The sequence below is a fragment of the Hyphomicrobium sp. MC8b genome (assembly GCF_905067615.1).
Classification (GTDB): domain Bacteria; phylum Pseudomonadota; class Alphaproteobacteria; order Rhizobiales; family Hyphomicrobiaceae; genus Hyphomicrobium_B.
The window spans coordinates 1,454,964-1,480,477 of the sequence record NZ_LR898465.1; the positions used below are offsets into that span (position 1 = coordinate 1,454,964).

A 25,514-nucleotide genomic window follows, 5' to 3' on the forward strand; every position below is an offset into this window, starting at 1 on the left:
GTCGGTTCTCCTTGTGATGGTCGGTGTTGTGATCGGGGAAGCACTCGTCTTTCGTGCCGGCCCCGGCTTCGCCCGGGGGCCGCGCAGGCTCTTGCTCTGCGGCCGTCAGGCCGCTTCGGGGACCTGAACGGTGTAGGCGTCGCTGTAACGGTTAGCCGCGAGCCATGCCCGTGCTTCGTTCTCGTTGGTGGCGAGGTGGAGAAGTTCGGGGGTGTCGCCGAGCGGCTGCAGGATCTGTACGGACCCGGCGGGCGGGTTGGAAATGATGTGGAAGTGGAGAGACGTGGTGAACAGATACGTGCGGTGGAGGACGATGAGCGGCCCGGAGGTGCCGCCGAAGTTGCCTTCGTGGAGCGTGAAGCGTCCGGGGAGATGATAGGAAGGCATCGTTTGCGGCGGGGCTTTGGAAATAAGCATGCCGGTGCCGTTGTTGCGGCGCCAGTCGGCGTGCTTGCGGGTGAAGCGTTTGGGCGGCTCGGGCTCGCCGTCGGAATAAGCGAGGCGTGCGCCGAGGGGGACGCGGTCGTAGATGTCTTGTGCGGTGAGGCGGTTTGTGTCGGTCATGAGAGTCTCCTTTAGGGTTGGGGTGATGGAAAAAATCAGTTTGCCGTGGCCGTCTGCGCCGGCAGGACGCGGTAGACGCGGCAGGGAATGGCGGTGGTGACGCCGTTGTGGGCGCGCGCGATGTCGTGGTGGAAGAACCAGACGTTGCCGTCTTTCACAGCGCCGGTGTCGTACAGGCGGCTTTTGGGAATGGAGGGATCGAGTCCGCCGGAATAGCTGCAGTAGCCGAGCGCGAAGTAAAAGCTGCCGCCTGCGGGATCGAGCGAAGAGGTGATCTGGAGTCGGTCGTCCCAGTCCTGGGTAAAGCGGTGCAGCGTGCCGTCCTCGGTTTGGACGAAGTCGCCGACGCGCGGGCCGAGGATGGAGTTCCAGTAGGCGAGCAGGAAATTTTTGATCTCTTGGTCGCGATCATCGAAGACAGGCGGTTGCATGGTGATCTCCTTGAATCGGGTTTGACGAAGACGGCAGGTCGGGGGTTTGAGGCTGCGCGGCCGTGCGCCGTTTGCGGCGCGGCGGCGGCGTGAACGCGCGCGCCTGGTGGTGCGGGCAATAGGGTTTGCCCGCGAGCGGGGGGCGGCCGCAGAAATGAAAGGTGTCCGTTTTCGGATCGCCTTCGGGCCAGCGGCAGTGGAGCGCGTTGAGATCGCGCAGGAGCGGGTGGACTGGCGGCGGCGGCGCGAGGTCGGGAATGCGCGCTTGCGTGCAGAGGCTGGGCGCGCGGCGCGGCGAAGGGAACGCGGAGCGCCGGCGCCTGCGGCGGACGCGCAGTTTGGGCGGCAGGCGAAGGCGGTAGATCTTGCCGATGACGGCATTGCGTGTGACGCCGCCGAGAGATGCGGCGATTTCCGATGCGGAGCGGCCTTCGGCCCAGAGGCTTTGAAGGATCGTTATGCGTTGCGGGTTCCAGGTCATGTGCGGTCTCCTTGAAAGGCAAAAGGCCCGCGGAGGGGCGGGCCTTGGGTTGGGGTTACGGCGTGGCGATCGGGCGGATTAAGTGCCCGGTTCGCGGTAAAGCCATGCTGCTGTGTCGGTGACATGGGCTTCGAATTCATCGAAGGCGTGCAGGAGTTCGGCGAGAGCGCCGTGGACGGAATTGTCGACGTCGGCGTAAGGAGCGGCGAGGCTGGTAAGGCGTTCGCGATGGAAGGCGAGCTGCTTTTTTGTCAGCGCGAGGATGACCTTGGGTTTGACGCCGAGCGTTTCGGCGCGCGAGGGGATGAGACTGGTCATGGCGACTCCGCGATGGTGGTGTTGAGAAGCGGGGCGATGCGGCGGGCAAGGGACGGGAGATCGTCCAGCAGTGGAAGGGCGGCAAAGTTATTCGCGCCGCCGGCGAAATCGGCGCGGCCGCGGCAGGAGCGGTAGAGGATGCCGTCGGCATGGCCGAACTGGGAGATCTGGATATAGATGCGTTCGTGGTGGAGCGTGATTTCGCCAGAGACGGCGGGGCCTGCCTTGTTGCTGCGGATGGCGTAATCGGCCTTATCCAGCGCCATTATTTTGGCGAGCTGGCGCAGGCGCTTTGCAGCTTCGCGGTGGAAGGCAGCCTTTTGGCCGTCGTCGTAGGCGCACGGGTTCGTCCAGGGAAAGTATTTCGGACGTGTTGAGACGGCAGTGGATGTGGACCGGGCGGTCAGCATGGCGGCTCCTTTGATGGATGAGAGAGAAGAGAGCACAGCGCTCTCTCTCGAACCCGTCGGGTTCGAGATAAGAGGCCGCTGGCCTCTTTCTCTTTGGAACCGAGAAGAGAAGCGGCGCTTACGCGCCGCTCTTGCGGTAGTCGGAGACGGGGATGCCGGCTTTGCGGGCCTTGTCGGTGAGGTTGTCGGTGACGCCCGCGCCCTTGAAGACGATGAGACCGGCGGGGTCGGTCTCGATCATGCGGTCGTTGCGCTTGAACGGAGCGGCTTTACCGTCGTTGGCGAAGTCGGGCTTGAAGCGGATTTGCGTCACCTTGCGAGCGTCTGCCCAGCAGGCGGCGATTTTCTCAGCGCCGCGCGTGGTGCCGCCGTGGATGAGAACCATGTCGGGATAGCGCTTGTGGAGCAGATCGAGCTTGTCCCAGATCAGCTTGTGATCGGTGAAATCGACGCCGCCGGAAAAGAGGATGCGGGTGCCGGGTGGCAGCAGGACTTCGGTTTCGGCGATGCGTTTGGCGGCGAGGAAATCACGGCTTTCGATGAGCGTTGCCGTCATCTTGCGGTGATTGACCATCGATCCGGCGCGCGGACGCCATGCGGAGCCGGTGCGAGCCTCGAAATGCTCGGCCGCGAGATCGCGCATCATTTCGAAGACGGAGCGGCGTTCAAGGATGGTTTGGCCTTGAGCGACGAGACGCTGAAGCTCGACGTCGCGGACTTCCGAGCCGTCCTGGTCGTTCTGCGAATCGCGTTGGCGGAGCTCGTTCTCGTCGAGCGCGCGCTGGACGCGTTCAGCCTTGCGGTGAAAGAGGTCGGTCGCGGACCAAAGGATATCGGAAAGGTCCGGTTCGAGACGTGTGTTCTCGAAGGCTGTCGCGAGCGTGTCGAACAGCGCGGTGATGGCGGTTTCGATGGCTTCAGCTTCAGGGAGCGGCCGGGGATCGGGCTCGTCGTCGTGCGGATGGAAGCCGTAAAGTTGCAGGGCTTCGATAACGCGCGCGGTTTGCGACGGAACGCTGTGGCGGTGGGATGTTCTTGCAGACATGAAGGTTCTCCTGATTGTTGTTGTGGGCCGCGCCGTTCGCGGCCTTTCGTGGCGACCCTGCCAGAGCCCGGCGGCCGGGCGCACCGGAGGCCGTAGCGTGAGCGGAGGAGCCCGTTAGGGCTTGCGCCTCCAAGGCCGGCGGATCTGGCCTCATCGCCCTCTGAAAGGCCGTGCGCGCGGCACGGATCAGGAGAATGTCTTTGCGAATGTCACGCAGAAACGGGATATCGCTCTGTGAGGCGTGCTAGGATTTCGGCTGCAGTTTCACCCGTCGGGACGAAGAGGCGCAGCTTGTAGCTCATGATTTCCGATGTGATCCCCATAGCTTTGAGATTAGGCACTGCGGAAGCGGCGAAGCCTGTGAGCTCGTAGCGTGGGGCGTGCATGACCATGCGGCGGGTCAGGAGCATGCCGCCGGTCAGCGCAACGGGATTTCCGGAGTCGAGGAGCGCGAGGATGTCATCCGGCGACTGCGGCTGCGCCGGGCGTGCGCCGAGCGCGGATAGATATTCCGCGGGGACAAGGCGGCCGATGACGCGTTCGCCGTCGTCCGTCTGGAAGCGATAGACGCGCGGGCTGTCGTCGGGAAGCAGGCGCCAGATCGGCAGCAGCAGGCCTGTCGCGACGTAAAAGCGGCGGGTTGCGAATTCGGGGATCGCCGCGCATTCTTTGCTCCAGAGGCCGGAGAATGTTTCGCGGTCGGTGACGGTCCAGCTTGTGTGTTCGAAGTCAGCGTCGCTGAATGAGAAGCTGTCGGCGGGGCGGACGAGTTTTATGCGGCGGACCGGCGTGCCGTCTTCAAGAGTGAGTGCAGGTGCGGGAAGACGGATGGCGACGCGCTGGGATTGCTCGTTAAGGACGAGGGCGGCTTTCGGGTTTTCGGAAGCCAGGGATAGGGCATCTTCAAGAATGAGCGGCGAGTTGCGGTCCTTGCGCTGCACCTCGAACAGCAGGGTTTGCGCGCCGGTCGCCGGGTGCGTGGCGATAACGTGCCGCGCAAGAATGGCGAGACTTTCGGCGCGGATGGTTTCAAGACCGATTTCGTAGGTGCCGGCGGCGATGGCGCCCTCGATATTGGCGGACAGGATCGCGTCGAAGTGCGCGAAAAGCTCGTTCTGCAGTTGGATTTCGAGCGCTAGGACGCGGTTGAGAAACGTGCTGATCTGCGGCAGGTCTTCGCGTAACGTGCCGTCTTCGTCGAGAAGCGAGAGACCGGTCGCGTCCTCGAAGCGGCGCAGGCTGCATTCAGGGATCTCGCCGCGGACGAGCTTGTGGTAGAGAGCGCGCAAAGCGGCTCTCGCGTAGTTGCTTTCAAGATTATCTTCTGGCCGGAACATGCCTTGGCCGCCGGTCTGGCGTTGGCCGCGTGTGATGGCGCCCAGGGTGTCGAGGCGGCGGGCGATCGTCGAAAGGAAGCGCTTTTCGCCGCGAACGTCGGTGGCGACCGGGCGGAAGAGCGGCGGCTGCTTCTGATTGGTGCGGTTGGAGCGGCCGAGGCCCTGGATCGCAGTGTCGGCTTTCCAGCCCGCTTCAAGAAGATAATGGACGCGGCGGCGCTGGTTGCGGGCGGCGAGATCGGCGTGGTAGCTGCGGCCGGTGCCGCCAGCGTCGGAGAAGACGAGGATTTGTTTGCGGTCGTCCATAAAGGCCTGGGTGTCGCCGATGGATGCGGAGGCCGGGCGGTTTTCAGCGGCGAGAACGGAGCCGCCGGGCCGGGTCTTGCGGACGATGCGGCGCGAGCGGCCGGTGATTTCGGCGACGGAGTCGGTTCCGAAATGCTGGATCAGCTGGTCGAGGGCGCTTTGCACGGGCGGCAAGGCTGCGAGGTGCTCGATCATGGCGTCGCGGCGCTCCTGGGCTTCGCGCGAATGGACGGGGGAACCGTCAAGCATGGCGGGGCGCGATTGCAGTTTGCCTTCATCGTCGGTGTAGGTTTCGAAAAGCTGCGTGGGGAAGCCGTGCGCGAGATAGTCGAGGACGTATTCGCGCGGGGTTATGTCGACGGAGAGATCGCCCCATTCGGTCGTGGGAATTTCGGCGAGGCGGCGCTCCATCAGGGCTTCCGAGGTCGAGACGAGCTGGACGATCGGGGCATCGCCGCGCGCGACGTCGGCGGCGATGGAGGCGAGGAGCGTCGGGGTTTTCATCGCCGTGATGAGGTGGTTGAAGAAGCGCTGCTTGTTGGATTCAAAGGCGCTGCGGGCGGCGGCCTTGGCCTGGGCATTGAGGGTGCCGGTTTCCGAGGTGATGTTCGCGGCCTTGAGCGCAGCGTCAAGATTGCGATGGATGATCTGAAAGGCGCGCGCATATTCATTGTATATGGCGATTTGCGCGGGCGAGAGCGTGTGTTCGAGGATGTCGACTTCGACACCTTCGTAGGAAAGTGAGCGCGAGGCGTAGAGGCCAAGGGCCTTGAGATCGCGCGCGAGGACTTCCATCGCTGCGATGCCGCCCTGCTGGATGGCGGCGACAAAATCGGAGCGGGTGTCGAACGGGAAATCTTCACCGCCCCACAGGCCGAGGCGCTGGGTATAGGCGAGATTTTCAACAGTGGTAGCGCCGGTGGCGGAGACGTAAACGACGCGGGCGCGCGGGAGGGCGTGTTGCAGGCGCAGGCCAGCGACACCTTGCTGGGAACCGGCAACCTTGCCGCGATCGGTCTTGCCGGGGGCGGCGTTGGCCATGGCGTGCGCTTCGTCGAAGACGATGACGCCGTCGAAATCGTGGCCGACCCAGTCGATGATCTGCTGAAGGCGCGAGGCTTTGCCTTCGCGCTCAGCGGAGCGCAGCGTCGCGTATGTTGTGAACAGGATCGCTTCTTCGAGCGGGATCGGCTTTCCCTGACGGAAGCGGCCCTGGGATACGATCTGGAGTTTTTCGCGGCCGAGCGCGGACCAGTCGCGCTGCGCGTCTTCGATGAGCTTGTCGGATTTTGAGATCCAGAGGGCGCGGCGGCGGCCTTTGAGCCAGTTGTCGAGGATGATGCCCGCGACCTGGCGGCCCTTGCCGGCGCCGGTGCCGTCGCCGAGGAAATAGCCGCGGCGGAAGGATACGGAATGTAGAGCGTCGTCGGGGGCTCGTGAGATAACGTCACGGCTTTCATTGACCGTCCAGGATCCGGAGAGAAACCCGGCGTGTGCTTCACCGGCATAGATGACGGTTTCAAGCTGGGCGTCGGAGAGGATGCCTTCGGAGATGATGCGCGGCGGAAGATGCGGTCTGTATGCCGGTTTGGGTGGCCGCACCGATGCCATGGCGGCGGACTGAACGAGCGTTGTCGGATGCGGCTGGGCGCTGGGGATGCGGATGGTTTCGGCGCGGTAGGGTTCGTAAAGTGAATCCGAGATTTGCGCGGCGGGCGTGATGGCTTCGTCGACGGTGGAATAGGAAAGCTCGAGAGCGGGTTCCGGCGGCGGCGGCGCCTGGACTTCGGGCGGCGCGCCCTTGGGTGCCGTGACAGACCTGCCGGCGAATAGCGACAGTTGCGAGGGCGCAGAGTGCGGGATGTCGGCGGCCGGGCGGGGCGGAACGTGAGCTTCGATCAGTGCGAGGAGTTGTTCGGGCGAAGTTGCATGGAACGAAGGGGCTTTATCGTGATTTTCAGCCGGGATTTTGTCGATGACGGAGAGGCGCGTTTCAATGGTGGTGCCGTGACGGCGGTAGAGATCGCCGTCGAGGGAAGCTGTGAAGACAAGGCGCGCGGTTTGCGCGATGTCGGCGAAGGCGGAAGCGTATTTCGGCGTTGCGGGTGTAAGGGCAGCGCTTGTGATGGCGACAAGACGTCCGCCGGGTGCGAGGCGGGCGAGGGCAGAGCGCAGATGGCGCAGGTCGGTGCCGGCGAGCGCGCCTTTGACATGGGGCGAGGCGGAGAACGGCGGATTCATCAGAACCGCGGTGGGAATAATATCAGGCGGGAGGTAGTCGTGTATTTGCTCGGCGTTGAATCGCGAGATGACGGCGCCGGGAAAGAGTGCCGAGAGAAGCTCGGCGCGAACGGGAGCGATTTCGTTGAGGGCGACGCGGGAGACGATGGCGGCGGCATGGATGGCGAGCTGGCCGGTTCCAGCGGAAGGCTCAAGGAGCAGGTCGCCGGGTGCAAGCGCGGCGGCCTGAACGGCGACGTAAGCGAGGGCGAGCGGGGTCGAGAATTGTTGGAGCTGCTGGCTTTGCTCGGAACGCTTGGTGTGTGTGGGCATGAGTTCGGCGAGCCGCGTGAGCATCGCGAGAAGGTCGGCGCTTTCGGCGGCGCTTGCGCGCATGGCGCCGAGGTGGCGCTGCAGGAAAAGAATCTGCGCTGCTTCGCAGGCTTCATAGGCGTCTTTCCAAAGCCAGGCGCCTTCGGCATCGCTGGCTTCAAACGCGGCGGTCATGGCCTCGCGAAGGATGCGGGCGTCGAGGCTCTGGCCATGCTCGAGGTGGGCGAGAAGGCTGGTTGCCGCGGCGATGAGGCGGGCGGCGTGGCTCTGGTCGGGAGCGGGGCGCTGGGGGGCAAGCGAAGGCGTAATGGTCACGGTGGCATCCTTTGTCGTTGTTGCTGGACGCCGCAAAGACTCGCTCTCGCGAACGCGTGTTGCGGCGCTTGGCGCCGCAGCCTGTCTCTTTCTCTTGCGAGACAGCGCGCGGAAAGGTGCCGTGGAAGTGACTGTTTCGGACGGGCCGCCCTGGAAGGGCAGATTTTATTGCGTTACTTCGACGTAAACGCTGTTACCCTGTGCGTCGGTGTACCAGCCGCTGAGAGGTTTGCCGCCGATCTGCTGCATGTAATAGCCGACAAGCGGGTCCGGCTTGAAACCCGCGGATATCGGATCGGGTCCTTTCCAGATGGGATGTCCGGCAAAGGGCCAGCCGGCTTGTTCGCGGCCGCTGCCTTGATCACCGCTAAAGAGGGAACCGAGCGGAGATCCGTCGAGGAGCGAACCGAGCTGACCGTGCTGTACGGGACCGGTGGTTTCATTGCCGGTATAGGCGCCGCCAGGCACCATTCCGGAAGCGAGCTGTTGCGCGGGGCTGTTATTTTCGCCGCCGGTGGAAGCGACACTGTTGGTTTTGCCTTTGCACCATGCGGGCACTTTATTGATCAGGCCGTAAACGGCGCATGCGCCATCGCGCGCGTGCTTGTTGCCTTTTTCGAGCTGCTTGGCGATATCCTCGACTTCTTGCGGTGTCGTGGCTTTGGCGAGCTGAGACAGCGCGTTGGTCATTTCACCTTCGGCGCCGTGCATTGCCGAGCCCATGCCAAGGAGAGGGCAGTGTGCGTTTAGTTTTTTGTCGAGATCGATCCCCTGCGCGAGCAAAGCGTCCTTGAGAGCTTTGTTATTGAGCAGTTGTTTCTTCTGGTCTTCGACCTTGGCGAGGGCTTTTTGGGCGTCGGGCTGCTTGGCTTTTCCGTCCTGCAGCGCGGCGGCGTTCTTTTGGTAGTCGGCCTTTTTCTGGGCGAGATCGTTCAGAGCTCTTTGCTTATCAGCTGGCGTCGCAACTTCGGGGTTGGCCTGGATCTGCTTATCCCAGAACTCGCTGAGGGCTTTTTGTTGTTGTTCGAGCTGGTCGAGCGTCGCGGTATCGCGGACTGTCAATTGCTCCGCGAGGGCTCTTTCAGTATTCCATTCTTGCGGGCTGTCTTGCGGCTTTCCATCTTTGCCCTTTTCGGTCTTGATTTTCTTTGTGGCGTCTTTTTCCGCGTCGTCGTCTGCATCGCAGATTAGGCCGTCCTGACCTTTTTCTATAAGATTCTTGTCGTGGGTGTAGTCTTCCTCGCCGATACTGCCTGTGGTGGTCTGATCGGGGATGATCGGGATTGATCTTTGTATGGGATCTTGTGTGCGATCGGGAATGATCGGGATGGATTTTTGGTACGGCGGTTTGCTTTTTGGAGGGGACGCGGCTTTTGCGGGGCGCGGCGGGTTTCCGGCGTTGGTTTTGTTTTGCAGGGCTTTAATTCGGGGCGGGGGCTCGTAAGGAGCTGGATAGCCGGTCACGAGGCAATCGCCGTGCATGCCGATGCAGTTGTCGGCGCGCGCTATCGTTGGCGCAGATAGGCTAGTGGCGCCAAGGAAGACAGTTGTTACGAATAACGATGAGATAAAGCGTATTTCATGATTCACTGTCGTCCCCGCAATTTGTTTTTTATAATTGGCCGAAGAAATAAAGGAATTAAATAGGCGTTATTCAAATTATATATGAGCAATAATTAATTGGAATTTAATATCGAATAATTGGATTAGGTCCATGGCGAATAGATATTGTGTAATCCATTGAATATTTTGGCTTATATGGGTTTTTGTTGTGGTTGCGGCTTTTCTCGCGATTAATGGCGCAAATGCTATATCGGTACGGAAAATCGCGGGTTCAGGCGCTTCCCGTCGGGAAGGACGGGTTTGAGGGGCAGCGGGGTTGACGAGGGCGCCAGGGGCGATAGCTTGCGGGGCGAGGAGCGCAACATGGCGGAAGAGCGCAAGCCGAGCGACAAGGAGCTGTGGTCTCACATCTGGGATCAGGCGAATAGGGAGGGATTGACGCCGCACGCCGTCATCCGGCGGGAGGTCGAAGAGTATTTCAAGAAGGAGCACGACGAGATCGAAAAGGACATGGCCGCTTGCGATCGAAGCGAGCTTGAGGAAGCCGATCCCCTTGACAGGGCGGAGTTGCGCCGGGAGCTCGATTGGCAACGCACGGAGATGCGGTACAATTTGGATCTGCACGTCAGGCAGCGGGTGGCCGATCTTGAAAAGGTTTTCCTGAAGGAGGAAATCGCTGCGCTTGGGCCGCGGCTGCACGAAGATGCGGCGGTCGCGGAGCGCGTCGCGGCCGTGCATATGAAAGAAGATGCCGAGTTGCTGGCCAAGCATAGTTTTGATCTGGTGATGAGAGAGCACGAGGATTGGTCTGGTTATCACGACGAGGCGACGACCGAAGGGGTGAGAGCGCTGCAGTCGTGTGAGCTCGAAAATCTGAAAGGGCGGCAGCACGTCGAGATAGTGAGGCTGTCGCGTGAAATCGCTCAGGAAGAAAGCGAGCGCAAAGAGGGCGGGGGGATGTCGCGGCGCGAGCGGCTCGCTGCACGTCTGAGAGAGGAAAGGGACCGAGGGCCCGATCTGGACAAGGGGCGCGAGCGATGAAACGCGGATAGCAGCATCGACGGCATGGCGCGTCAGCAGGCAGCGGTCAGCGGGGTTTGGGATCATCGGGCTTGCGCGGCAAGGTAAGCTCGCGGCCGCGGCCGCGGGTGTCACGGGTGATCTCTTCGGCCTGTTCGCGGAACTGGTCGTGCAGGCGTAGGGCACGGTCTTGACGCGTGGAGCGTCTGGAGGACGAGGCTTCCTTCTCGGCGGTGATGTCCTGTTTGTTTTCCGCGATATGTTGATAGCGGTCCGCAGTGCGTTTGCGCCGCGTGGCGGAGTCGCGTTGGGTGGCGGTGTCGCGGGATTCTTTGGCGGAGGCCTGCGTGCTGTTGGCTGAGCCGGCCGCTTTGGCGAAATCGTGCGCGGCGCGCGGCCGGTCCTTGGCGGCGTCGCCGAAGGCTTTCGCGGCGCGTGGCCGAGCGCGGGTGATCTCGCGCTTGGTCTCGGCGATCTGTTCGTAGCGGGCGGCGGTGAGGCTTTGACGGGTGGCAGGAGCCTGCGCGGCCTTGGCGGTGCCTGCTGTCTTTTCGAATTCGCGGCCGGCGCGTTTGCGGTCCCTGGCTGACTTGGCGAAGGTTCGCGCGGTGCGCGTGCGGTCGGCCGTAATGTCGCGGGCGTTCTCGGCAATGTCGGCGTAGCGTTTCGCCGATTGAGCTTGGCGGAACAGCGGAAGGTCGGCGTTGGTCTTGATGTCTCTTGCGGCTTGTTGGCTTCGCTCAGACTGTCGGAGTGAGAAATCGCGCTGCTCGGTGCGCTGACGGTCTTTCAGCTCGTCGAGATCCTTGCGGTACTGGTCGTTGATTGTCTTGAAGGCGTCGCGCTGTTTGCGCGCGACCTTCGCCGCAAGGGCGGTGCGGTTTTTGCGGTGGGCGGCGTCGAGGGCGGCTTTGCGCTCGGGAGCGCGGACGATATCGCCGAAGGCTTGCGAGAGATGGCCGGAGCGTTCTTGGCGTTCGGCGTGGAAGAAGCCCTTGCCGCTGGTTTTGAGGAATTGACGGAGCTGGGCGGCGGACTGGCGCCGGTCGAATTCGTAGTGCGTGCGCTGCGCCTTTTCAGTCTGGAAATGTGCGACCCAGAGGTGCTTGTGATCGGCGCGGATCTGGTTGCGCGCGAGCCGGATCCGCTGCTCCTTGGCGGCGAAAAGCGCTTGGCGCTGCGCGCGGTGGGCGGCGGACAAGGCTTTTTGATCGTCTTGCTGGCGCGTGAATTGCTCGCGTACGCGGTCGCGTCGCCAGTCGTGGAATGCGGCGCTGTTGTCGTTGCTCTGGTCTTTCACGTATTCGTTGCGGCGGCGCTTGTTGTTCTCGACGCGTTGCTCGCAGCGGATTTGGCCCTGGGCTTTTTCGTAGGCCTCGGCCCATGTCGAAAGCTTCAGGTGGTCGTTGTCGAGCTTGGCGGCGATGCCGGTCTCGGGATGGACACGGTTGACGATGATATGGATGTGGGGGTGAGGTTCGTCGTTGTGGGCGATGAGCAGGGTTTCGTGGCCCTGCAGGCCGAGGGCGGCAAGGCTGTCGCGGGCGGCCGTGAGCATCTGTTCGCGTGTGGGCTGCTCGTCGGGGGCCCAGGAGAGGCTGTAGGTATAGACGGGGTGCTGGAGCTTGCGGCCGCGGGCGCTGGTGCCGGCGCGCTGTTTGATCTTCTGTTGGTTCTCGGCGGTGCGGATCATCAGCGCCACCGCGAATTCGGGGTCGTTGGTCGGGAGGTTTTCGGTGATCGCGAAAGCGATTCGATCTTTCGACAGCGCGCCCTTGTCGTGGAGGTAATAAAGAGCGGCGCCCTTGAAGCTGGAGCCTTTACCCGCGACCTTCGGCACCATGGTCGAGGTTCTCCTTGAGGAAGCGTTCGATCGCGGCGGCAGCGCTCAGAAGTTCGGGGGGGACGGTTTCATGCGTGTGCATGTATTTGACGGCCTGGTTGAGGTTGACGCCGACTCGGCGTAATTCTTCAAACAGGTCCGGGTCCAAGCCTCGGGTTTGGGTGATGGTGATCGGCCGGCCGAGCACGACATCTCGCAGATATTGCGAGATGGTGAGGCCGGAACGAATAGCCCCGTGATGAATACGGACGTATTCTGATGGGCGGACGGTAAAGCGGAGCGTGTGGCTGTGGCGTTCGGTGTCCGCTTTTTTAGGGCGGGCCATGGACAGGGCTCCTTTCTTTGCCCGCGTGCCTTCTTTGGCAGGCGGGACTTGCTTGGGCCGTTTGCGCCGGCGTTGGAAACGCCAAGCACAGGCCCACGAGGTCCAGCGACATGACGCTGGCAAGATCTGTTTCTTTTGCCAACCCCGCAGGGGTTTTTATGGCAAAAAAACATATCTTGCTACGCCACACTTCCTACCCCCTATGATCACCTCCTTAGGGTTAATGTTCGGTGTACAACCTGTCGGTTGTCCGGGGGTGCGTCGTGTGTCGTTAGGACGGTGCCTTGCGGCACCGGCATTTTCTCAAATAATGAAAAAGGAAGACGGGAGCACGCGGGGGCATGCTATCTCTGTGCGGTGTGTGCGGATCTGCCGCCTGGCGCTAGCTGCATCTAGCAGCACGTAGCAGGCGGTGAGGATCTACCGCTTCTTCTAGCTAGAGCTAGCAGACCGGAACGGATGCCATGGGCGTGCTCGATGACCTGCCCCGCGGAGTGTCATCCCGGGAGATAGACCAGCACCAGATGCCGTCGTCGGCCTTTGCTGACCCGGCGCAGGTGGTGAAGGCGGCGGCGTACCGGTTTGACGGTGGGAAAATCCTGCTGGGCGTGCTGGACGGCAAAGTGCACGACAGCGGCAAGGAGCATTACGTCACCGGCGGCAGCGCGGTCGGGATCGGCGATGACCGGCATGCGGTCGTATGCGCCGGGTCGCGCGCGGGCAAGGGTCGCAGCTGCATCGTGCCGACGCTGCTCGAGTGGGGCGGGTCGGTACTGGCGCTCGATCCCAAAGGGGAGCTTGCCGACATTACCGCCCGCCGGCGCGGCGAGATGGGCCAGCGCGTGTGCATCGTCGATCCGTTCGGAATCACCGCAAAGCGTCTCGAAAAGCTGCGCGCGGGCTTTAATCCGCTCACGCTCCTTAAGACCGACAGCGCAACGCTTATCGAGGACGCGGGGCTGATCGCGGATGCCTTCGTTCCGGGCGAAGGCCGCGATCCGCACTGGGATGATTCCGCCCGGACGCTGATCGAGGGGCTGCTCCTGCATATTGCGACGTGGCCAGGTTACGAAAAGCGGCGCAACCTCGCGACGCTGCGCGACTTGCTGATGCGCGGCGTGGTCCACGAATATGGCGGCAAGCGGCTCGAAGGCATGGAAGGGCTGCATATGGAGCTCTCGGCGAACGGGGACATTCTCGCTGGGTCTCGCCCTGATCTTGCCGAGGCGGTTGACGGGGCGGCGAACGATTTCTTCGACCGGCCGGTCAACGAGCGCGGGTCGGTGTTATCGACGGCGCGGCGGCATACAAAGTTTCTGGACTATCCGCCGATCCGGGCGTCGCTGTCGTCGCACGGGTTTGAGCTGACTGATCTTAAGACAGCGCCGAAGGGGCTTACGATCTATCTATGCCTGCCGGCCGGGCGGATGGCGACATGCGCGCGCTGGTTCCGGCTGTTCGTGAACCTCGCGCTCGAGGCGATGGAGCGCGAGCCGAGCAAGCCGAAGATTCCTGTGCTGGCGGTGCTGGAAGAGTTTCATGTTCTTGGCACCATGCGCCAGCTCGAGGTCGCGGCGGGCCTGGTGGCGGGCTTCGGGATGAAGCTGCTTGTGGTCTTGCAGGATCTTACGCAGCTCAAGCGCCACTACAAGGAAGGGTGGGAGACGTTCCTTGGCAACGCCGGGATACTGGTCTTTTTTGGGAATAGCGATCTGACGACGCTTGAGTTCATCAGCAAGCGGTGCGGCCAGACATCGCTGATCGTCGAACGCAAGAGCGAGGCAACGGTCAAGGCGATGGTCGAGAGCGGAAATCTCGGGCGGTCATGGTCGCTCGAGGTGCGCGAGGTGCTTACGGCGGAGGAGGCGAGCCGGTTCTTCGGTCGGGATGACCGACAGCAGCGGGCGCTGGTCATCCGCAGCGGCGGGCGGCCGATGGTCGTGCAGCGCGTGAAATACGACCGGCACGAAATGTTCGCGGGTAAATGGGACAAGCGGTGAACAAGGAGATCCGGGCGCGGTTCGCGGCGGCCGGAGCGGCGTAGATGGCGGCGGTCGATGTCAGTTTATCGGGCTGGGCGGAATGGCCGCGTACGCAGTTCGATGCTGAAAAGGAAGAGTTCTTGATTACGGGACTGTATGAGCCGGCGGGGTCGTACGAGCTGCACCCGGCTTGGTTCATAATGCTCGCCGGAAACGTATTCTTCTGGACGGCGATACTGTGGCCGGACACAAGGGGGATGATGGTCGTGCCGTGGTTTTGGCTGGGCGTCGAGGCGGCAGTCTTGACGGTGTTTTATTTCGCGGCGTGGAAGCCTTTGATGAAATGGCTGCACGGCGGAACGGTGCGGGTTGTCGTCACGAAGAAGAACGTGGTCGTCGAGCGGCGATGGCGCAAGCAGACGTTGCCGCGTAGCGACGGACTCGAGATCCTGAGGGAGCAGCATCAAAAAGGGCAGCTGTTCGAGCGCGGCGTCAAGGTGACGAACGGCGCGCATTACAGAGGGGCGTCGGAAGTGGTCATTCGCTACGTCGATCAGCGCGCTGTTGTGGCGGCGATGGCGCCGCGCGAGATCGAAAAAGCGACGGCGCTGACGCTGCGGCTTCAGGTCGTGGTGTTCAAATTCGAGGCGCTTGCGGCGGCGTTCGGCGGGGTCTCGGCCGGACCGGCCGAGACCGAAGAAACGATGCGGTAAAAATAAAGCGCCCGCCCTGGCATGGCCGGGGCGGGCGCGGACCGTTTCTAGTCGAAAAAAGAAAGGGCGCGTATGCGCCCTAGTTTAGAAGGGGATTTCGTCCTCCTCTGTTTTTTCCTGTTTGGGTTCCGTCTCGCCGAAGCCGTTGGCTTCGTTATCGAGCTCGTCGCAGCGATCGTAGGCCTGCTGGGCCAGGTGGGCGAGCTGCAGGAGCTGCGCGCCCGAGAAGCTGTCGACGTTGCGGTACTCTTTGCCCTCCTTGTAGGACCGCGAGAACGTAACCGAATGGAACACCCGGTTCTCGGTCTCGTTGCGCCAGATGGCGGCCTGCAGCGGAAAGCTGCGGAGCCTCTCGACGGGGCCTGCGTTTTCTTTCTTCTTCTTCTTAGTGGCCATGACATTTTCTCCTTTTGCATGGTTGTTTCGAACGCCACCCGAAAGATCGGGCGGAGAAGCGTGCCTGTCACAAAGGGGCGCTAGCCCCCTTGCCGTAATGGGGCAGGGGCCCCTGTTCGGTTTTGACTGGGATGCGCGCTCGATCAGGTTTGGCGATCACATTGAAACGACCGCTTGCGAAAAGGAGGTGTAATGTCGATGGCGACGGGAAAGAGAACGCGAGATAGGTCCTGTAAAAGGCTCTGCGGAATTCCGGGGCCGCCTCTGATCTGCAGCAATGAGACGAGGGTGTTTTATCGTCGTTCTCGAATTGCGGTGCTATGCGGAGGGCTGTCCGCAACGGCGCTTCTCGGAGCGCGCGCCCGGCAAGCTGTACGGGCGGCGAAGCCGGCCCGCGCGACGAGCGGTACGAGGGCAGGCGCAGGCGGCGGGAGCCGGGCAGGACCAGAGGAGGAAATAGGGGCTCAGGCGTAACGCGACGCTTGTTCTTTTCGGAAGGAGGACGCGGCACAGGGATTAAGCTGGTTGGGCCGAGCTATCTGCAGCACATAACGGCGCGTGCGGTGCTGCAGGTGGAAGTGACCGTTTGCTTCAACGCGTCGTACCAGCTGGAGCCGTCGTTACCGCTGGCATTAGAGGTCCAGCCAACGCATGTATCGTTGCCGCCGCCGCCGAGAACCCAGTAATAGCCGGCGTTGGCGACCGGAGAAGAGTGGCCTGTACGATACCAGTGCTGGACATCCGCATCGGTGCATACGCGGTAGCCGGCGCAGCCGTTGGCTTCGATGAAAAGCTGCATGCCATGGTAGCCCGTGACGGCGCCGGCGATGTTAGAAAAAAGACCGTTGCGCGTGGCCGAGGTTGCTTTCATGTCATCGCCGCCCGCGCCCGTTGGGGGCAGCTGGTCGCAAATGATCTGCGTGCCGTCGGAGCGGCACCATCTGGCGTTGGTCATGGCCCCGACTTGCGGATCGGCTTCAGCGGACCATGTGTTATCGCCGCGCAAGATTGTCGCGTTGTTGGCGGTGCCGGAGCCAAGCGCGCCGGTCTGGACGCGGCCGGTGCCGTCGACGACGGGAACGCCGGCTACCGTGAAGCCGCCGCCGACCAGTTGTAAAGTTTTACCGGCCGCGAGGGTGTGAATGCGGGCGTTGCCCTGATAATTGTCGATCTGGATGTTTCCGTACGATCCCGCGCCTTTCAACTGGAGTTCGCCGCCCTCGTTCGTTCCATCCTGGGCGTTCAAGTAAAGATACGCGGCGTTCTGCAACTGCTGGCTATTGAGGTTGAGCGCCGTCGTTGCCGTGTGGTTGCCAAGATTATCGCCGGCGACGCTCGCCCACGTGCCATCACCACGCCAGAAGGTTGTGCCGGATGCGCCGGTGCCGCCGTTGAGCCGTGTAACAGCAAGGTTGCCGCTCGTGATATTCGCCGCGTTGAGCGCCGTCAGGGATGTGCCGACGCCTGCAAAGGAGGCCGCGGTTACCTCGCCTGTCGCCGTTACGTCGCCGGTGCTGTCGATCGTCACGCGCGTCGTATTCGAAGTGCGTAGCGTGATCGGGCCGGCGTCCTGTGCAATCAGGTCAAGCCCGCTCGTGCCGCGCGCCATCAGCTGGTTGGTCGCGTTCGCGCCGGTGTTGTTACGGATCAGGCGCAGGCCGTAGTCCGTGTAGGTCGTATCGCCGACAAGATCGAGATACGCGAATTTGTTCGCCGTCGCGCCGGCGCCGGCCTCGATCGAGGCGGATCCCGCAGCGGCCGGATTAAGTGCGAGAGAAGCCGCGCTGTTGATCGCGAACTGCCCCATGTTGAGGGCTTGCGTCGCAGTGTGGTTGCCGAGATTGTCGGCGGCGACGCTCGCCCAGGTGCCGTCGCCGCGCCAGAAGGTCGTGCCGGATGCGCCGATGCCGCTGTTAAGGCGTGCGACGCCAAGGTTGCCGCTGACCTGCGCGGCGAGATCCACCGTCGCCGTCGCACAGTCGATGCCGGTGCCGCCTGCATTCGCACGGCAGAAGTTATTCGCGGTCGTCGTGCCGACCTGCGGGTCGGCCTCGGCAGCAGGCGCCGCCCACGTGCCGTCGCCGCGCCAGAAGGTGGTGCCGGATGCGCCGGTGCCGCCGTTGAGGCTCGCGACGCCGAGGTTGCCGCTGACCTGTGCGGCGAGATCCACCGTCGCGGTTGCACAATCGATGCCGGTGCCGCCTGCATTCGCACGGCAGAAGTTATTCGCCGTTGTCGTGCCGACCTGTGGGTCGGTCTCTGCGGCAGTGGGCGCTGCCCAAGTGCCGTCGCCGCGCCAGAAGGTCGTGCCGGATGCGCCGGTGCCGCCGTTAAGGCGCGCGACGGCGAGGTTGCCGCTGACCTGCGCGGCGAGATCCACCGTCGCGGTCGCACAATCGATGCCGGTGCCGCCTGCATTCGCGCGGCAGAAGTTATTCGCCGTCGTCGTGCCGACCTGCGGGTCGGTCTCCGCGGCAGCGGGCGCTGCCCACGTGCCGTCGCCGCGCAGGAACGTCGTGTTATCCGCCGTGCCCGTTCCAAGGCGCGCGCTCGTCACCGTTCCGGTCGCAAGATTGCTGGCGTTCAGGGCGGTCAATCCGGCGCCCGCGCCTGAAAAGCCGACCGAGGAAACATGGCCGGCGCCGATGATGTCGTAGCCGTCCATGACAAGGGCCTTTACGGCGGTGTGATTGCCGAGGTTGTCGCTGGTGGCGGGGCAGGAAGATCTGGTGAAATAGGGTGCGGCGCCGCCCACGATGAAGGTGTCGCGCGCGAATATGGCCCTGGACCAGCCGTTGCCTGTCATACCCGGCGCAATCGTCCATGTTGCGCCGTCGGGTGAGGTCATCATGCGGTTTGGGCCTTCGGCGGTGACTTGTGTGGACACGGTCACGAACATGCCGTTGCCGTATGCAACGGCTCTCCAGTCATTGAGCTCCGGCACGGCATGCGCGGTCCAGTTGATGCCGTTCGGAGAGGTCATGGCCCGGTTGGCGTTGCCTTCACCTGCTACCGCTACGAATTTCCCGTCCGCGTACGTAACCGCGTACCAGCCGTTTGCCTCGGGCGCCGCCCGGACGGTCCAGTTGATCCCGTCGGGCGACGTCATGATGCGGTTGGTGCCGGTGCGCGCGACGGCGACGAAGAGCCCGTCGCCGTAAGTGACGGACATCCAGGCATTGGCTTCGGAAACCGTGCGGCCCGTCCAGGCGATGCCGTCGGGGGAAGTCATGATGCGGTTGCCGGCGCCGCTTTGTGCGACGGCGACGAAGAGCCCGTTGCCGTAAGTGACGGATAGCCAGTAGCTGTTGACGGCCGCGTTTCGGGGTGTCCAGGTGATGCCGTCGAGCGAGGTCATGACCTGCTGTGCATCCGAAGAGGAGGCAACGGCGACGAAGGTGCCGTTGCCGTATGCGATGCTATCCCACGAGGCGGTTATTGAGGGGCCGGTATATGATGTCCAGACGTCGCCGTCTGGCGAGGTTGCAACACGCGGGGCGCCGGAGGACAAGGTCACAAACTTGTTGGCGCCGTAAGCTATCGCCCGCCAACCCGACGCTGGCACTGACGACGCCGGCGTCCAAGGTGTCAGCGAACAGGTGGCGATGCTGGTGGCGTCGCCGCCGACGGCAACCCACGAACTGTCACCGCACAGCTCGATACGATCATCCGCGTCGACGAAGCGAATCGCACCTTTTATGCCGGGCGTACACGGTACGGCCGCCTCGCCGATCTTAATGCCAGCCGTGCCTGCCACCCCCATCTCCACAGGCTGCGCCCACGCCAAACCCGACAGCAATACCGTCAATACAAACGCGATAGCGAAATGCCTTATGCCGCCGATCGAGCGCATCATCGCCCGCTCTCTTCCGAGGCAGCAGCCGCGCCCACGTCGACGTCGTTTGTCTTAACAGTGCCCGAAAGTCTCAAGCCGTCTGCGTCGAACCACCCGACCTCCTTGCCGTCGATGACGATGCGAAGCTTTCCGGCCTCGTCATCTTCAATGACCTGAACCCGATCGGGAGCCGCGATTACCGGCTTAGGATCCTGCGCCCGCGCCGTTTGCGGGGCCGCAACAAAATAGAAAAGAGCTAGAAGAAATACGTGCCGCATCAAATCCTTTTCTTTCCGGCGTAATAATATCGACGCCATTCATGCAATTCTAGCAGGTTAAGATATAAATTAATATTAAATCTGGATATATCAGGGACTTAGCAGATATATGCAAATCGCCGGGAAGGTTTAAGCGATTTGCATTCGGCGAATTGATTGGCACAATGCGGAGTTTGCATAGAATTGGCGCCGCGCTTCTTCAGGCGAAGCGACGTGGATGATGTCGTCGCTCGAGGCGCTTGTGGCGGCGTTCGGCGGGCTCTCGGCTGGACCGGCCGAGAGCGAAGAAACGATGCGGTGAAATAAAAGCGCCGCCCCGGCGGTGAGCCGGGGCGGCGCGACGGTTTAGGAACGCGGTTCGCTTTCTTCGAAGGTGTCGAAGTAGGCGTCGAGCCAGAAGGCCGGGTCGCAGCGGTCCGCGAGAAGGTCGAGGACCTCGCGCTGCGCGTCGGCGTCAGGATCGAAGTCGATGTGATCGGCATAGATGCGTATCATGATCGTTTCTCCTTGAAAGGAAAAAGGGCGCTTACGCGCCCTCCTCCTCTGTTTCGTCCTGATCGGCTTCCGACTCGCCGAAGCCGTTGGCCTCGTTATCGAGCTCGTCGCAGCGATCGTAGGCCTGCTGGGCCAGATGTGCGAGCTGCAGGAGCTGCGCGCCCGAGAAGCTGTCGACGTTGCGGTACTCTTTGCCCTCCTTGTAGGACCGCGAGAACGTAACCGAATGGAACACCCGGTTCTCGGTCTCGTTGCGCCAGATGGCGGCCTGCAGCGGAAAGCTGCGGAGCCTCTCGACGGGGCCTGCGTTTTCTTTCTTCTTCTTCTTAGTGGCCATGACATTTTCTCCTTTTGCATGGTTGTTTCGAACGCCACCCGAAAGATCGGGCGGAGAAGCGTGCCTGTCACAAAGGGGCGCTAGCCCCCTTGCCGTAATGGGGCAGGGGCCCCTGTTCGGTTTTGACTGGGATGCGCGCTCGATCAGGTTTGGCGATCACATTGAAACGACCGCTTGTGAAAAGGAGGTGTAATGTCGATGGCGACGGGAAAGGAAACGCGAGATAGGTCCTGTAAAAGGCTCTGCGGAATTCCGGGCCGCCTCTGATCTGCAGCAATGAGACGAGGGTGTTTTATCGTCGTTCTCGAACAGCGGTGCTGCACGGAGGGCTGTCCGCAACGGCGCTTCTCGGAGCGCGCGCCCGGCAAGCTGTACGGGCGGCGAAGCCGGCCCGCGCGACGAGCGGTACGAGGGCAGGCGCAGGCGGCGGGAGCCGAACAGGAACAGAGGAGGAAACAGGGCACAGGCGTAATGCGCCGCTGCTGCTTTCGTGGAGAAGAGGATTGGAGCGAAGGCAATCAAGTCACGCAGTCGACAGACGGCGAGGCAGGCGGCAAAGGCGCGATGGGCGCCTGCGGCCGCGCGAGCAGCATTCAAGGTGCTGGGCGTTGGCGGTGCGTATCATATTGCGCGCTCGGGAGTCGGTGATTTTGCTTTAGCGATGGCGGTATCGCGGTCGCGTGTGCCGAGGAAATAGAAGCCGCTAAATATACCGTCGACATGGGCTATGCCGTCCCAGGCGCCCTGAGTGTCGCGGTAAACGATGGTGGCGGGCAGCGGGAGGCCGAGCGTGTCGCGAAGGTCGGCGAGGACGTTTTCGACGTCGTTGGTCAGGCTGCGCGGGCCGTTGCAGTCGGTGAGCGCGAGAACGCCGTCCGCGATCTCGTAGGTGTAGCTGGCGCGGGCGCGTGTGGTGTAGCAGGGCATTTATGGCTTCCTTCTCAAAAACGGGTTTCGCCCGGTCGGACCCGTTTTTGAGAAGGAAGTGTCGTGCGCCGACGGCGCGGCGGGCATGGAGAAACGGGCTGGAAGGACGCGCGGCTGCGGACGCACGATGAAAGTCCGGAAAAAGGGTGTTGCGGCGATCCGTATACGGAATATTTAGCGAGGGTGCGGGCGTGTTGCGCCGGCGCCGTCATTTGACGCGCGGCGGCGCTGGCGTTCGGCGGCAGGGCATGAGGTCGTGTCGGGCATAGGAGACTCCTTTCAATCGGGTTTCGCGAAGTCTCGGACCCGATTGAAAGGAGGCGGGATCAGGAGATTTTGAGCAGTGCTTGGTCGGAGGGCGCGGCGGCGGCAAGCGCGGTGTGGTAGCAGATCGTGATGGCGGCGGTGCGCGTTTTGGTCGGGTGACGGACCTGGACAATGAAAGCGGTGCCGTCAAGGAAATCGATGTTGTTCGCGATCGTGAATGCCAAGGCCTTTTCGCACGCGCCTTGGAGCGAGGGGGCGGAGAAGCTTTTTAGCTTGAATGCGGTCATGCGGGCCATCCTGTTTGCTAAGGCGAGAGAATCGCTCGGAGCAGTGCGTGTTGATGTATTATACTATAAAATATGATTATCAAAAAACGCGCGACCGGGCGCGGAGCGCGCAGTGCATTATGCGCGGACGGTTTGGTCATTGGCGAGCGCGACGAGAACGTCGCCGTGGCAGGGGCACGGCGCGCACCAGCACACGAGATTCCTGCCGCTCAGTTCGGGCAGCGCCGCCATCAGCGTGGGGCTTGCCAGAAGGTGAGCGCGGTATTTCGCGATCACCTGCGCGCGCGTGCCGTCGCGGCCGATCACGAACGGATTGCCCCATTTGCTCGGCCGTCCGATATAAACGGCGCCGCGGGGCCGGCCGTGGAGCTGCTGATTGAGCACTTTTGGCATTGTTTCCTCCTTCAAAGGGTTTGCAGAACGTAGCCCTTTGAAGGAGGAGGCGATGCGGTGCGGCAGCTCACGGCGGCGGGTCTTCGAGGCTCAGCTTTTCGGCGCGGCCCATCCACGGCTCGGGGCGGATGGCGCGCACCCAGTCGGCGAATGACGGGATACGGCCGAGATCTTCGCGCACGTGCTGCTCGCCGACCCATCTTGTCGGGATAATGCGGCCGGTCGAGAGCGTGATGGTGGGGCCGAAGATCGTCTCGAGCATGAAGATGCCCTCGGCGTGGTGGCGCAGGGCGCGGTGGCGGTAGTCGGCGATGATCTGCTTTGATTCATCGAACCAGGCGTGCAGGCGCAGATAGTCTTCAGGCGTGCCGCCCCATTTGCGGACGCTCGAGAGCGCGTGGTGATAAGGGTGCGCCATGATCAGATCTCCGTGCGGGTGTGGAAGGCGTCGGTGAAGCGGGCGTAGTGGTCGAGCGCGATCGTCGCGGCGGCGACATCGATGTAGATCGTGCCGTAGGCGCCGTCGTTGTCCTGAAAGCCGCCATGAAGGTCGGTAAGAAAATCCCAGGCGATGGTTTCGATGACGTTGCGATGGGCGGCGGTGATAACGACTGCGGTGTTGTTCGCGTCGAAAGCGGTGATGCAGTTGATCTGGCCTTCGTCGCCTTCGCCGTCATAGTCGATTTCAGCGCGGGCGATGCCGGCGGCGGCGAGCGCGGCGAGCAGCGTTGCTTTGCGGGTGGCGGCTTTCTGGGCCGGGCCGGTAGCTGGATTGGTCATTGGGGGTTTTCTCCTTTCAAAGGGGTTGCGCGAGCACCCGGACCCCTTTGAAAGGAAAACCCTGATCGGCGCCGGCCATTCAGGGAATGCGCGCGCAAAAGAAAACGCGCCCCCTGTGTGCGGGGGGCGCGTTGCTTGGGATGAGCGTGGACGGTCTAGAACTTGAACTCGTCGGCCGCTGATTTGTACGGCGTGATCGTCTGGTTCTTGGGCACGCCGTCGAGCTTGATGCTGTTGCCGGCCTGATCGACGGGCGTTGCGTAGAACGTCGCCCACTTGAAGAGCGTACCTTGCGGGTACTGGTCGATCCTGTCGGCAAGCTCGTTGAGCTCCTGGCGGAGTTCGGCTGCGGAGAGAAGGCCGCCTTCTTCGGTTCCGCCGCGGAGCTTGACCTTGATGCCGCCGCTCGTATCCGGTTTGGCCGGGCGTTCGGTCTCGTGTTCGGACTGAGGTGCAGCGGTCCGTTGGGGCCGTCCTGCAGGTCCCGCGCCTTTCGGTCTGGGATAGCGTGTACGTCTTGAAGCGTTCTGTTTAGGCTGTTCGTCGTCTGACATGGTGCATACCTCCTAATTAGAATCGTCTCACGGCGGCGTCGCCGAAGGGAAGAAAAAAGCGCCCAAAACACGCGCGGGCGTGGCGGCTTCCGGCGTGGTCATGCGCGCGTATGCGGCGCGCACCTAAAAGTTGTATTCGGGCATCGGCTATATGATGATGCGCGTACGGACGGGTTGCTGGCGTATGAGGGGGTGCAATCAGGAAGCATGAGTGACGTTGAAGAAGAGCCGGGAAGAAGCAGGAGCACGCTGATCAATCGCAATGTCAGGGTGCGCGGGCGCAGGACATCGGTGCGGCTGGAGCCGGCGATGTGGGGGAGCCTGAAGGAGATCGCGAAGCGCGAAGGCTGCGGGATCCACGATATCTGTTCGCTGGTCGATGAAAAGAAAAAGCCGGAAATGGCTTTGACGGCGGCGATCCGCGTGTTCGTGATTTTGTATTTCCGCGCGGCGGCGACGGAAGAAGGTCACGCCAAGGCTGGACACGGGAGTTTCGCGGGGATGGTGCGGCGCGCGCACCGTGAGGACGCGAAGGTGGCGGCGGGTGAGGCGAGAAAATTTACGCCGCGCATGAGCTGAGCGGGACTTTTTAAGCGTAGCCGTTTTTGTCCCGGTGCAGGGCGTAGACGAATTTGGCCGCCATGTAGAGGGCACCCTGCAAGAAGGCGCGTTCTTCGTCGGGGATGGCGGCGTTGTCGATCGCAGCGCGGATTTCATCGAGCCAGCAGCCATAGCCAGGTGTAAGATCGGAGAGGTAATGGCGGATGGTATTGGGGTGAGGTGTTGCGTCGTCGTGCTCGGGGTCGGCGAGAAGTCCTGCGAAGCAGGCGACGAGGATGCGCTTTGCCTGTTCGGTGGCCTGCCGGTCGTAACCGTGTTCGTCGGCGAGGATCTGAAGGATGGTGGCGACTTGCGGCCACGCGGCGACGGTATCGAAAATCGCCTGTTCTTCTTCGGTCCAATGTTCACTCACGGGAGCAGACCTCCAACTTGGAAAGCTTAGTCTTGCACGCGGCGCAAAGCCAGCGCGTGTGGGTGTGGCGGGCGCGACAGCCGCCTGCCGCGTCAGGGATCGTGACCGCGTGCGGACGAGATCCCGGCAGGGAGCTCGGGGCTTGCCTAGAGCCCGGCCGGCGCAAGCCGGAGACGCCCGAATGTGTATCTGGATTTTGCTGTGTATCTGAGTGAGGGTGCCAAGCGCGACGCGCAGCGGCGCGGGCGGCGCAGCCGGTAGAGCTGTGCTCGGACGGTGCCCATACGCCAGGTCAGGCGGCGGACCCTTGCGGCTGCGCCGCGAAAGCGGGCCTTGAAGCGCCTCGCCCGGCAGCCGAGGCACTGAAAAGGACCGGAAGGAATCCGCCAGGGCCGGGAGCGAGATCGCGGACGGCGTCCAGCCCCGGATCTGAGGCGCAGCCGCCGTAAGGCGGCTGCGGAGACTCTTCACTTTGATATCGGCGCGGGGCGCGCCGTCGCGGCTGTGCGGGCGCGGTCAGGGCGCGCTTCGGGTGCAGTCGCTTGAAGGAATATGATCCTATTTTTAATTCTGGCATTATGAGAGGTGTGTGAATTATTATCGAAAAACGATTTCGAGGCCCGAATTGGGCATTCGATTTCGAAATCGACTTTCAAGAACAGGGATATTGCTCAGGCGATTTTCTATTTAAGAGTCGTCTTCGGTTGGAGTAACGGCGCGCAGCTTGCTGTGGGAAGGTGCGCCACTAAGAAAAGCTGGGGCGGCCTTACGGGGTGCCCCAGCTTT

At 62.6% G+C, this 25,514-nt stretch carries 26 protein-coding genes; 4 read left to right on the top strand and 22 right to left on the bottom strand.

Annotated elements, in window-relative coordinates; translation table 11 throughout:
- Nucleotides 1-105 precede the first annotated feature (105 nt).
- The 8 genes from ACLB1Z_RS07065 to ACLB1Z_RS07100 all read right to left on the bottom strand — a co-directional run bounded on the left by ACLB1Z_RS07065 (nucleotide 106) and on the right by ACLB1Z_RS07100 (nucleotide 9,350).
- A complete protein-coding gene (locus ACLB1Z_RS07065) occupies nucleotides 106-564 on the bottom strand; it encodes a hypothetical protein (protein WP_409562662.1) in 459 nt (152 codons plus the stop codon).
- Nucleotides 565-599: 35 nt separating this feature from the next.
- Nucleotides 600-995 carry a hypothetical protein gene (locus tag ACLB1Z_RS07070; protein ID WP_409562663.1) on the bottom strand — a complete coding sequence of 132 codons (396 nt, stop codon included), beginning with the start codon at nucleotides 993-995 and terminating at the stop codon, nucleotides 600-602.
- Nucleotides 973-1,476, bottom strand: a complete 504-nt coding sequence (locus ACLB1Z_RS07075) for a GcrA family cell cycle regulator (protein ID WP_409562664.1) — start codon at nucleotides 1,474-1,476, stop codon at nucleotides 973-975. Before ACLB1Z_RS07075 ends, ACLB1Z_RS07070 begins: the two co-directional genes overlap by 23 nt.
- A gap of 78 nt (nucleotides 1,477-1,554) precedes the next feature.
- Entirely contained in the window at nucleotides 1,555-1,794 is a 240-nt protein-coding gene (locus ACLB1Z_RS07080; RefSeq protein WP_409562665.1) for a hypothetical protein, read from the bottom strand.
- A complete protein-coding gene (locus ACLB1Z_RS07085; protein WP_409562666.1) occupies nucleotides 1,791-2,204 on the bottom strand; it encodes a hypothetical protein in 414 nt (137 codons plus the stop codon). Before ACLB1Z_RS07085 ends, ACLB1Z_RS07080 begins: the two co-directional genes overlap by 4 nt.
- Before the next feature lie 118 nt (nucleotides 2,205-2,322).
- On the bottom strand, nucleotides 2,323-3,249 hold the full coding sequence (locus tag ACLB1Z_RS07090) for a DUF2493 domain-containing protein (protein WP_409562667.1): 927 nt from the start codon (nucleotides 3,247-3,249) through the stop codon (nucleotides 2,323-2,325).
- A gap of 209 nt (nucleotides 3,250-3,458) precedes the next feature.
- The gene (locus ACLB1Z_RS07095; protein ID WP_409562668.1) at nucleotides 3,459-7,760 is read right to left on the bottom strand and encodes a strawberry notch-like NTP hydrolase domain-containing protein; all 4,302 of its coding nucleotides are present in this window, start codon (nucleotides 7,758-7,760) and stop codon (nucleotides 3,459-3,461) included.
- A gap of 165 nt (nucleotides 7,761-7,925) precedes the next feature.
- A complete protein-coding gene (locus ACLB1Z_RS07100; protein WP_409562669.1) occupies nucleotides 7,926-9,350 on the bottom strand; it encodes a hypothetical protein in 1,425 nt (474 codons plus the stop codon).
- A gap of 336 nt (nucleotides 9,351-9,686) precedes the next feature.
- On the opposite strand from ACLB1Z_RS07100, the gene ACLB1Z_RS07105 reads away from it, so the two are divergent.
- Nucleotides 9,687-10,364, top strand: a complete 678-nt coding sequence (locus ACLB1Z_RS07105; protein ID WP_409562670.1) for a hypothetical protein — start codon at nucleotides 9,687-9,689, stop codon at nucleotides 10,362-10,364.
- Between the two features lie 46 nt (nucleotides 10,365-10,410).
- Here ACLB1Z_RS07105 and ACLB1Z_RS07110 read toward each other — a convergent pair whose 3' ends face one another.
- Nucleotides 10,411-12,186, bottom strand: coding sequence for a relaxase/mobilization nuclease domain-containing protein (locus ACLB1Z_RS07110; protein WP_409562671.1), 1,776 nt, complete (start codon nucleotides 12,184-12,186; stop codon nucleotides 10,411-10,413).
- Nucleotides 12,164-12,511: a plasmid mobilization protein gene (locus ACLB1Z_RS07115; protein WP_409562672.1), complete on the bottom strand. Its 348-nt coding sequence runs from the start codon at nucleotides 12,509-12,511 to the stop codon at nucleotides 12,164-12,166. The genes ACLB1Z_RS07110 and ACLB1Z_RS07115 overlap by 23 nt, the downstream gene beginning before the upstream one ends.
- 464 nt (nucleotides 12,512-12,975) lie before the next feature.
- On the opposite strand from ACLB1Z_RS07115, the gene ACLB1Z_RS07120 reads away from it, so the two are divergent.
- Together ACLB1Z_RS07120 and ACLB1Z_RS07125 are read left to right on the top strand one after the other, a co-directional pair.
- A complete protein-coding gene (locus ACLB1Z_RS07120; protein ID WP_409562673.1) occupies nucleotides 12,976-14,511 on the top strand; it encodes a type IV secretory system conjugative DNA transfer family protein in 1,536 nt (511 codons plus the stop codon).
- Nucleotides 14,512-14,555: 44 nt separating this feature from the next.
- Nucleotides 14,556-15,206, top strand: coding sequence for a hypothetical protein (locus tag ACLB1Z_RS07125; RefSeq protein WP_409562674.1), 651 nt, complete (start codon nucleotides 14,556-14,558; stop codon nucleotides 15,204-15,206).
- An 84-nt stretch (nucleotides 15,207-15,290) separates the two neighbouring features.
- Here the strand turns inward: ACLB1Z_RS07125 and ACLB1Z_RS07130 are convergent, their stop codons facing one another.
- The 11 genes from ACLB1Z_RS07130 to ACLB1Z_RS07180 all read right to left on the bottom strand — a co-directional run bounded on the left by ACLB1Z_RS07130 (nucleotide 15,291) and on the right by ACLB1Z_RS07180 (nucleotide 23,755).
- A complete protein-coding gene (locus tag ACLB1Z_RS07130; protein ID WP_409562675.1) occupies nucleotides 15,291-15,602 on the bottom strand; it encodes a hypothetical protein in 312 nt (103 codons plus the stop codon).
- 535 nt (nucleotides 15,603-16,137) lie between these two features.
- A complete protein-coding gene (locus ACLB1Z_RS07135) occupies nucleotides 16,138-19,458 on the bottom strand; it encodes a beta strand repeat-containing protein (RefSeq protein ID WP_409562676.1) in 3,321 nt (1,106 codons plus the stop codon).
- On the bottom strand, nucleotides 19,455-19,715 hold the full coding sequence (locus tag ACLB1Z_RS07140) for a hypothetical protein (protein ID WP_409562677.1): 261 nt from the start codon (nucleotides 19,713-19,715) through the stop codon (nucleotides 19,455-19,457). The genes ACLB1Z_RS07135 and ACLB1Z_RS07140 overlap by 4 nt, the downstream gene beginning before the upstream one ends.
- A 345-nt stretch (nucleotides 19,716-20,060) precedes the next feature.
- Nucleotides 20,061-20,210: a hypothetical protein gene (locus ACLB1Z_RS07145; protein WP_409562678.1), complete on the bottom strand. Its 150-nt coding sequence runs from the start codon at nucleotides 20,208-20,210 to the stop codon at nucleotides 20,061-20,063.
- A 31-nt stretch (nucleotides 20,211-20,241) separates the two neighbouring features.
- Nucleotides 20,242-20,547, bottom strand: coding sequence for a hypothetical protein (locus tag ACLB1Z_RS07150; RefSeq protein ID WP_409562679.1), 306 nt, complete (start codon nucleotides 20,545-20,547; stop codon nucleotides 20,242-20,244).
- 621 nt (nucleotides 20,548-21,168) lie between these two features.
- The gene (locus ACLB1Z_RS07155) at nucleotides 21,169-21,474 is read right to left on the bottom strand and encodes a hypothetical protein (protein ID WP_409562680.1); all 306 of its coding nucleotides are present in this window, start codon (nucleotides 21,472-21,474) and stop codon (nucleotides 21,169-21,171) included.
- Nucleotides 21,475-21,800: 326 nt separating this feature from the next.
- The gene (locus tag ACLB1Z_RS07160; RefSeq protein ID WP_409562681.1) at nucleotides 21,801-22,028 is read right to left on the bottom strand and encodes a hypothetical protein; all 228 of its coding nucleotides are present in this window, start codon (nucleotides 22,026-22,028) and stop codon (nucleotides 21,801-21,803) included.
- Nucleotides 22,029-22,145: 117 nt separating this feature from the next.
- A complete protein-coding gene (locus ACLB1Z_RS07165) occupies nucleotides 22,146-22,421 on the bottom strand; it encodes a DUF4326 domain-containing protein (RefSeq protein ID WP_409562682.1) in 276 nt (91 codons plus the stop codon).
- Nucleotides 22,422-22,488: 67 nt separating this feature from the next.
- Entirely contained in the window at nucleotides 22,489-22,839 is a 351-nt protein-coding gene (locus ACLB1Z_RS07170) for a DUF6915 family protein (RefSeq protein ID WP_409562683.1), read from the bottom strand.
- A 2-nt stretch (nucleotides 22,840-22,841) separates the two neighbouring features.
- Complete coding sequence (locus ACLB1Z_RS07175) at nucleotides 22,842-23,201, bottom strand: DUF6878 family protein (protein ID WP_409562684.1); 360 nt, start codon at nucleotides 23,199-23,201, stop codon at nucleotides 22,842-22,844.
- A gap of 155 nt (nucleotides 23,202-23,356) precedes the next feature.
- The gene (locus tag ACLB1Z_RS07180) at nucleotides 23,357-23,755 is read right to left on the bottom strand and encodes a hypothetical protein (protein ID WP_409562685.1); all 399 of its coding nucleotides are present in this window, start codon (nucleotides 23,753-23,755) and stop codon (nucleotides 23,357-23,359) included.
- A gap of 207 nt (nucleotides 23,756-23,962) precedes the next feature.
- Here ACLB1Z_RS07180 and ACLB1Z_RS07185 point away from each other — a divergent pair, with 207 nt between their 5' ends.
- Nucleotides 23,963-24,334, top strand: coding sequence for a ribbon-helix-helix domain-containing protein (locus ACLB1Z_RS07185; RefSeq protein ID WP_409562686.1), 372 nt, complete (start codon nucleotides 23,963-23,965; stop codon nucleotides 24,332-24,334).
- A gap of 10 nt (nucleotides 24,335-24,344) precedes the next feature.
- Here the strand turns inward: ACLB1Z_RS07185 and ACLB1Z_RS07190 are convergent, their stop codons facing one another.
- A complete protein-coding gene (locus ACLB1Z_RS07190) occupies nucleotides 24,345-24,728 on the bottom strand; it encodes a hypothetical protein (RefSeq protein ID WP_409562687.1) in 384 nt (127 codons plus the stop codon).
- Nucleotides 24,729-25,514 lie beyond the last annotated feature (786 nt).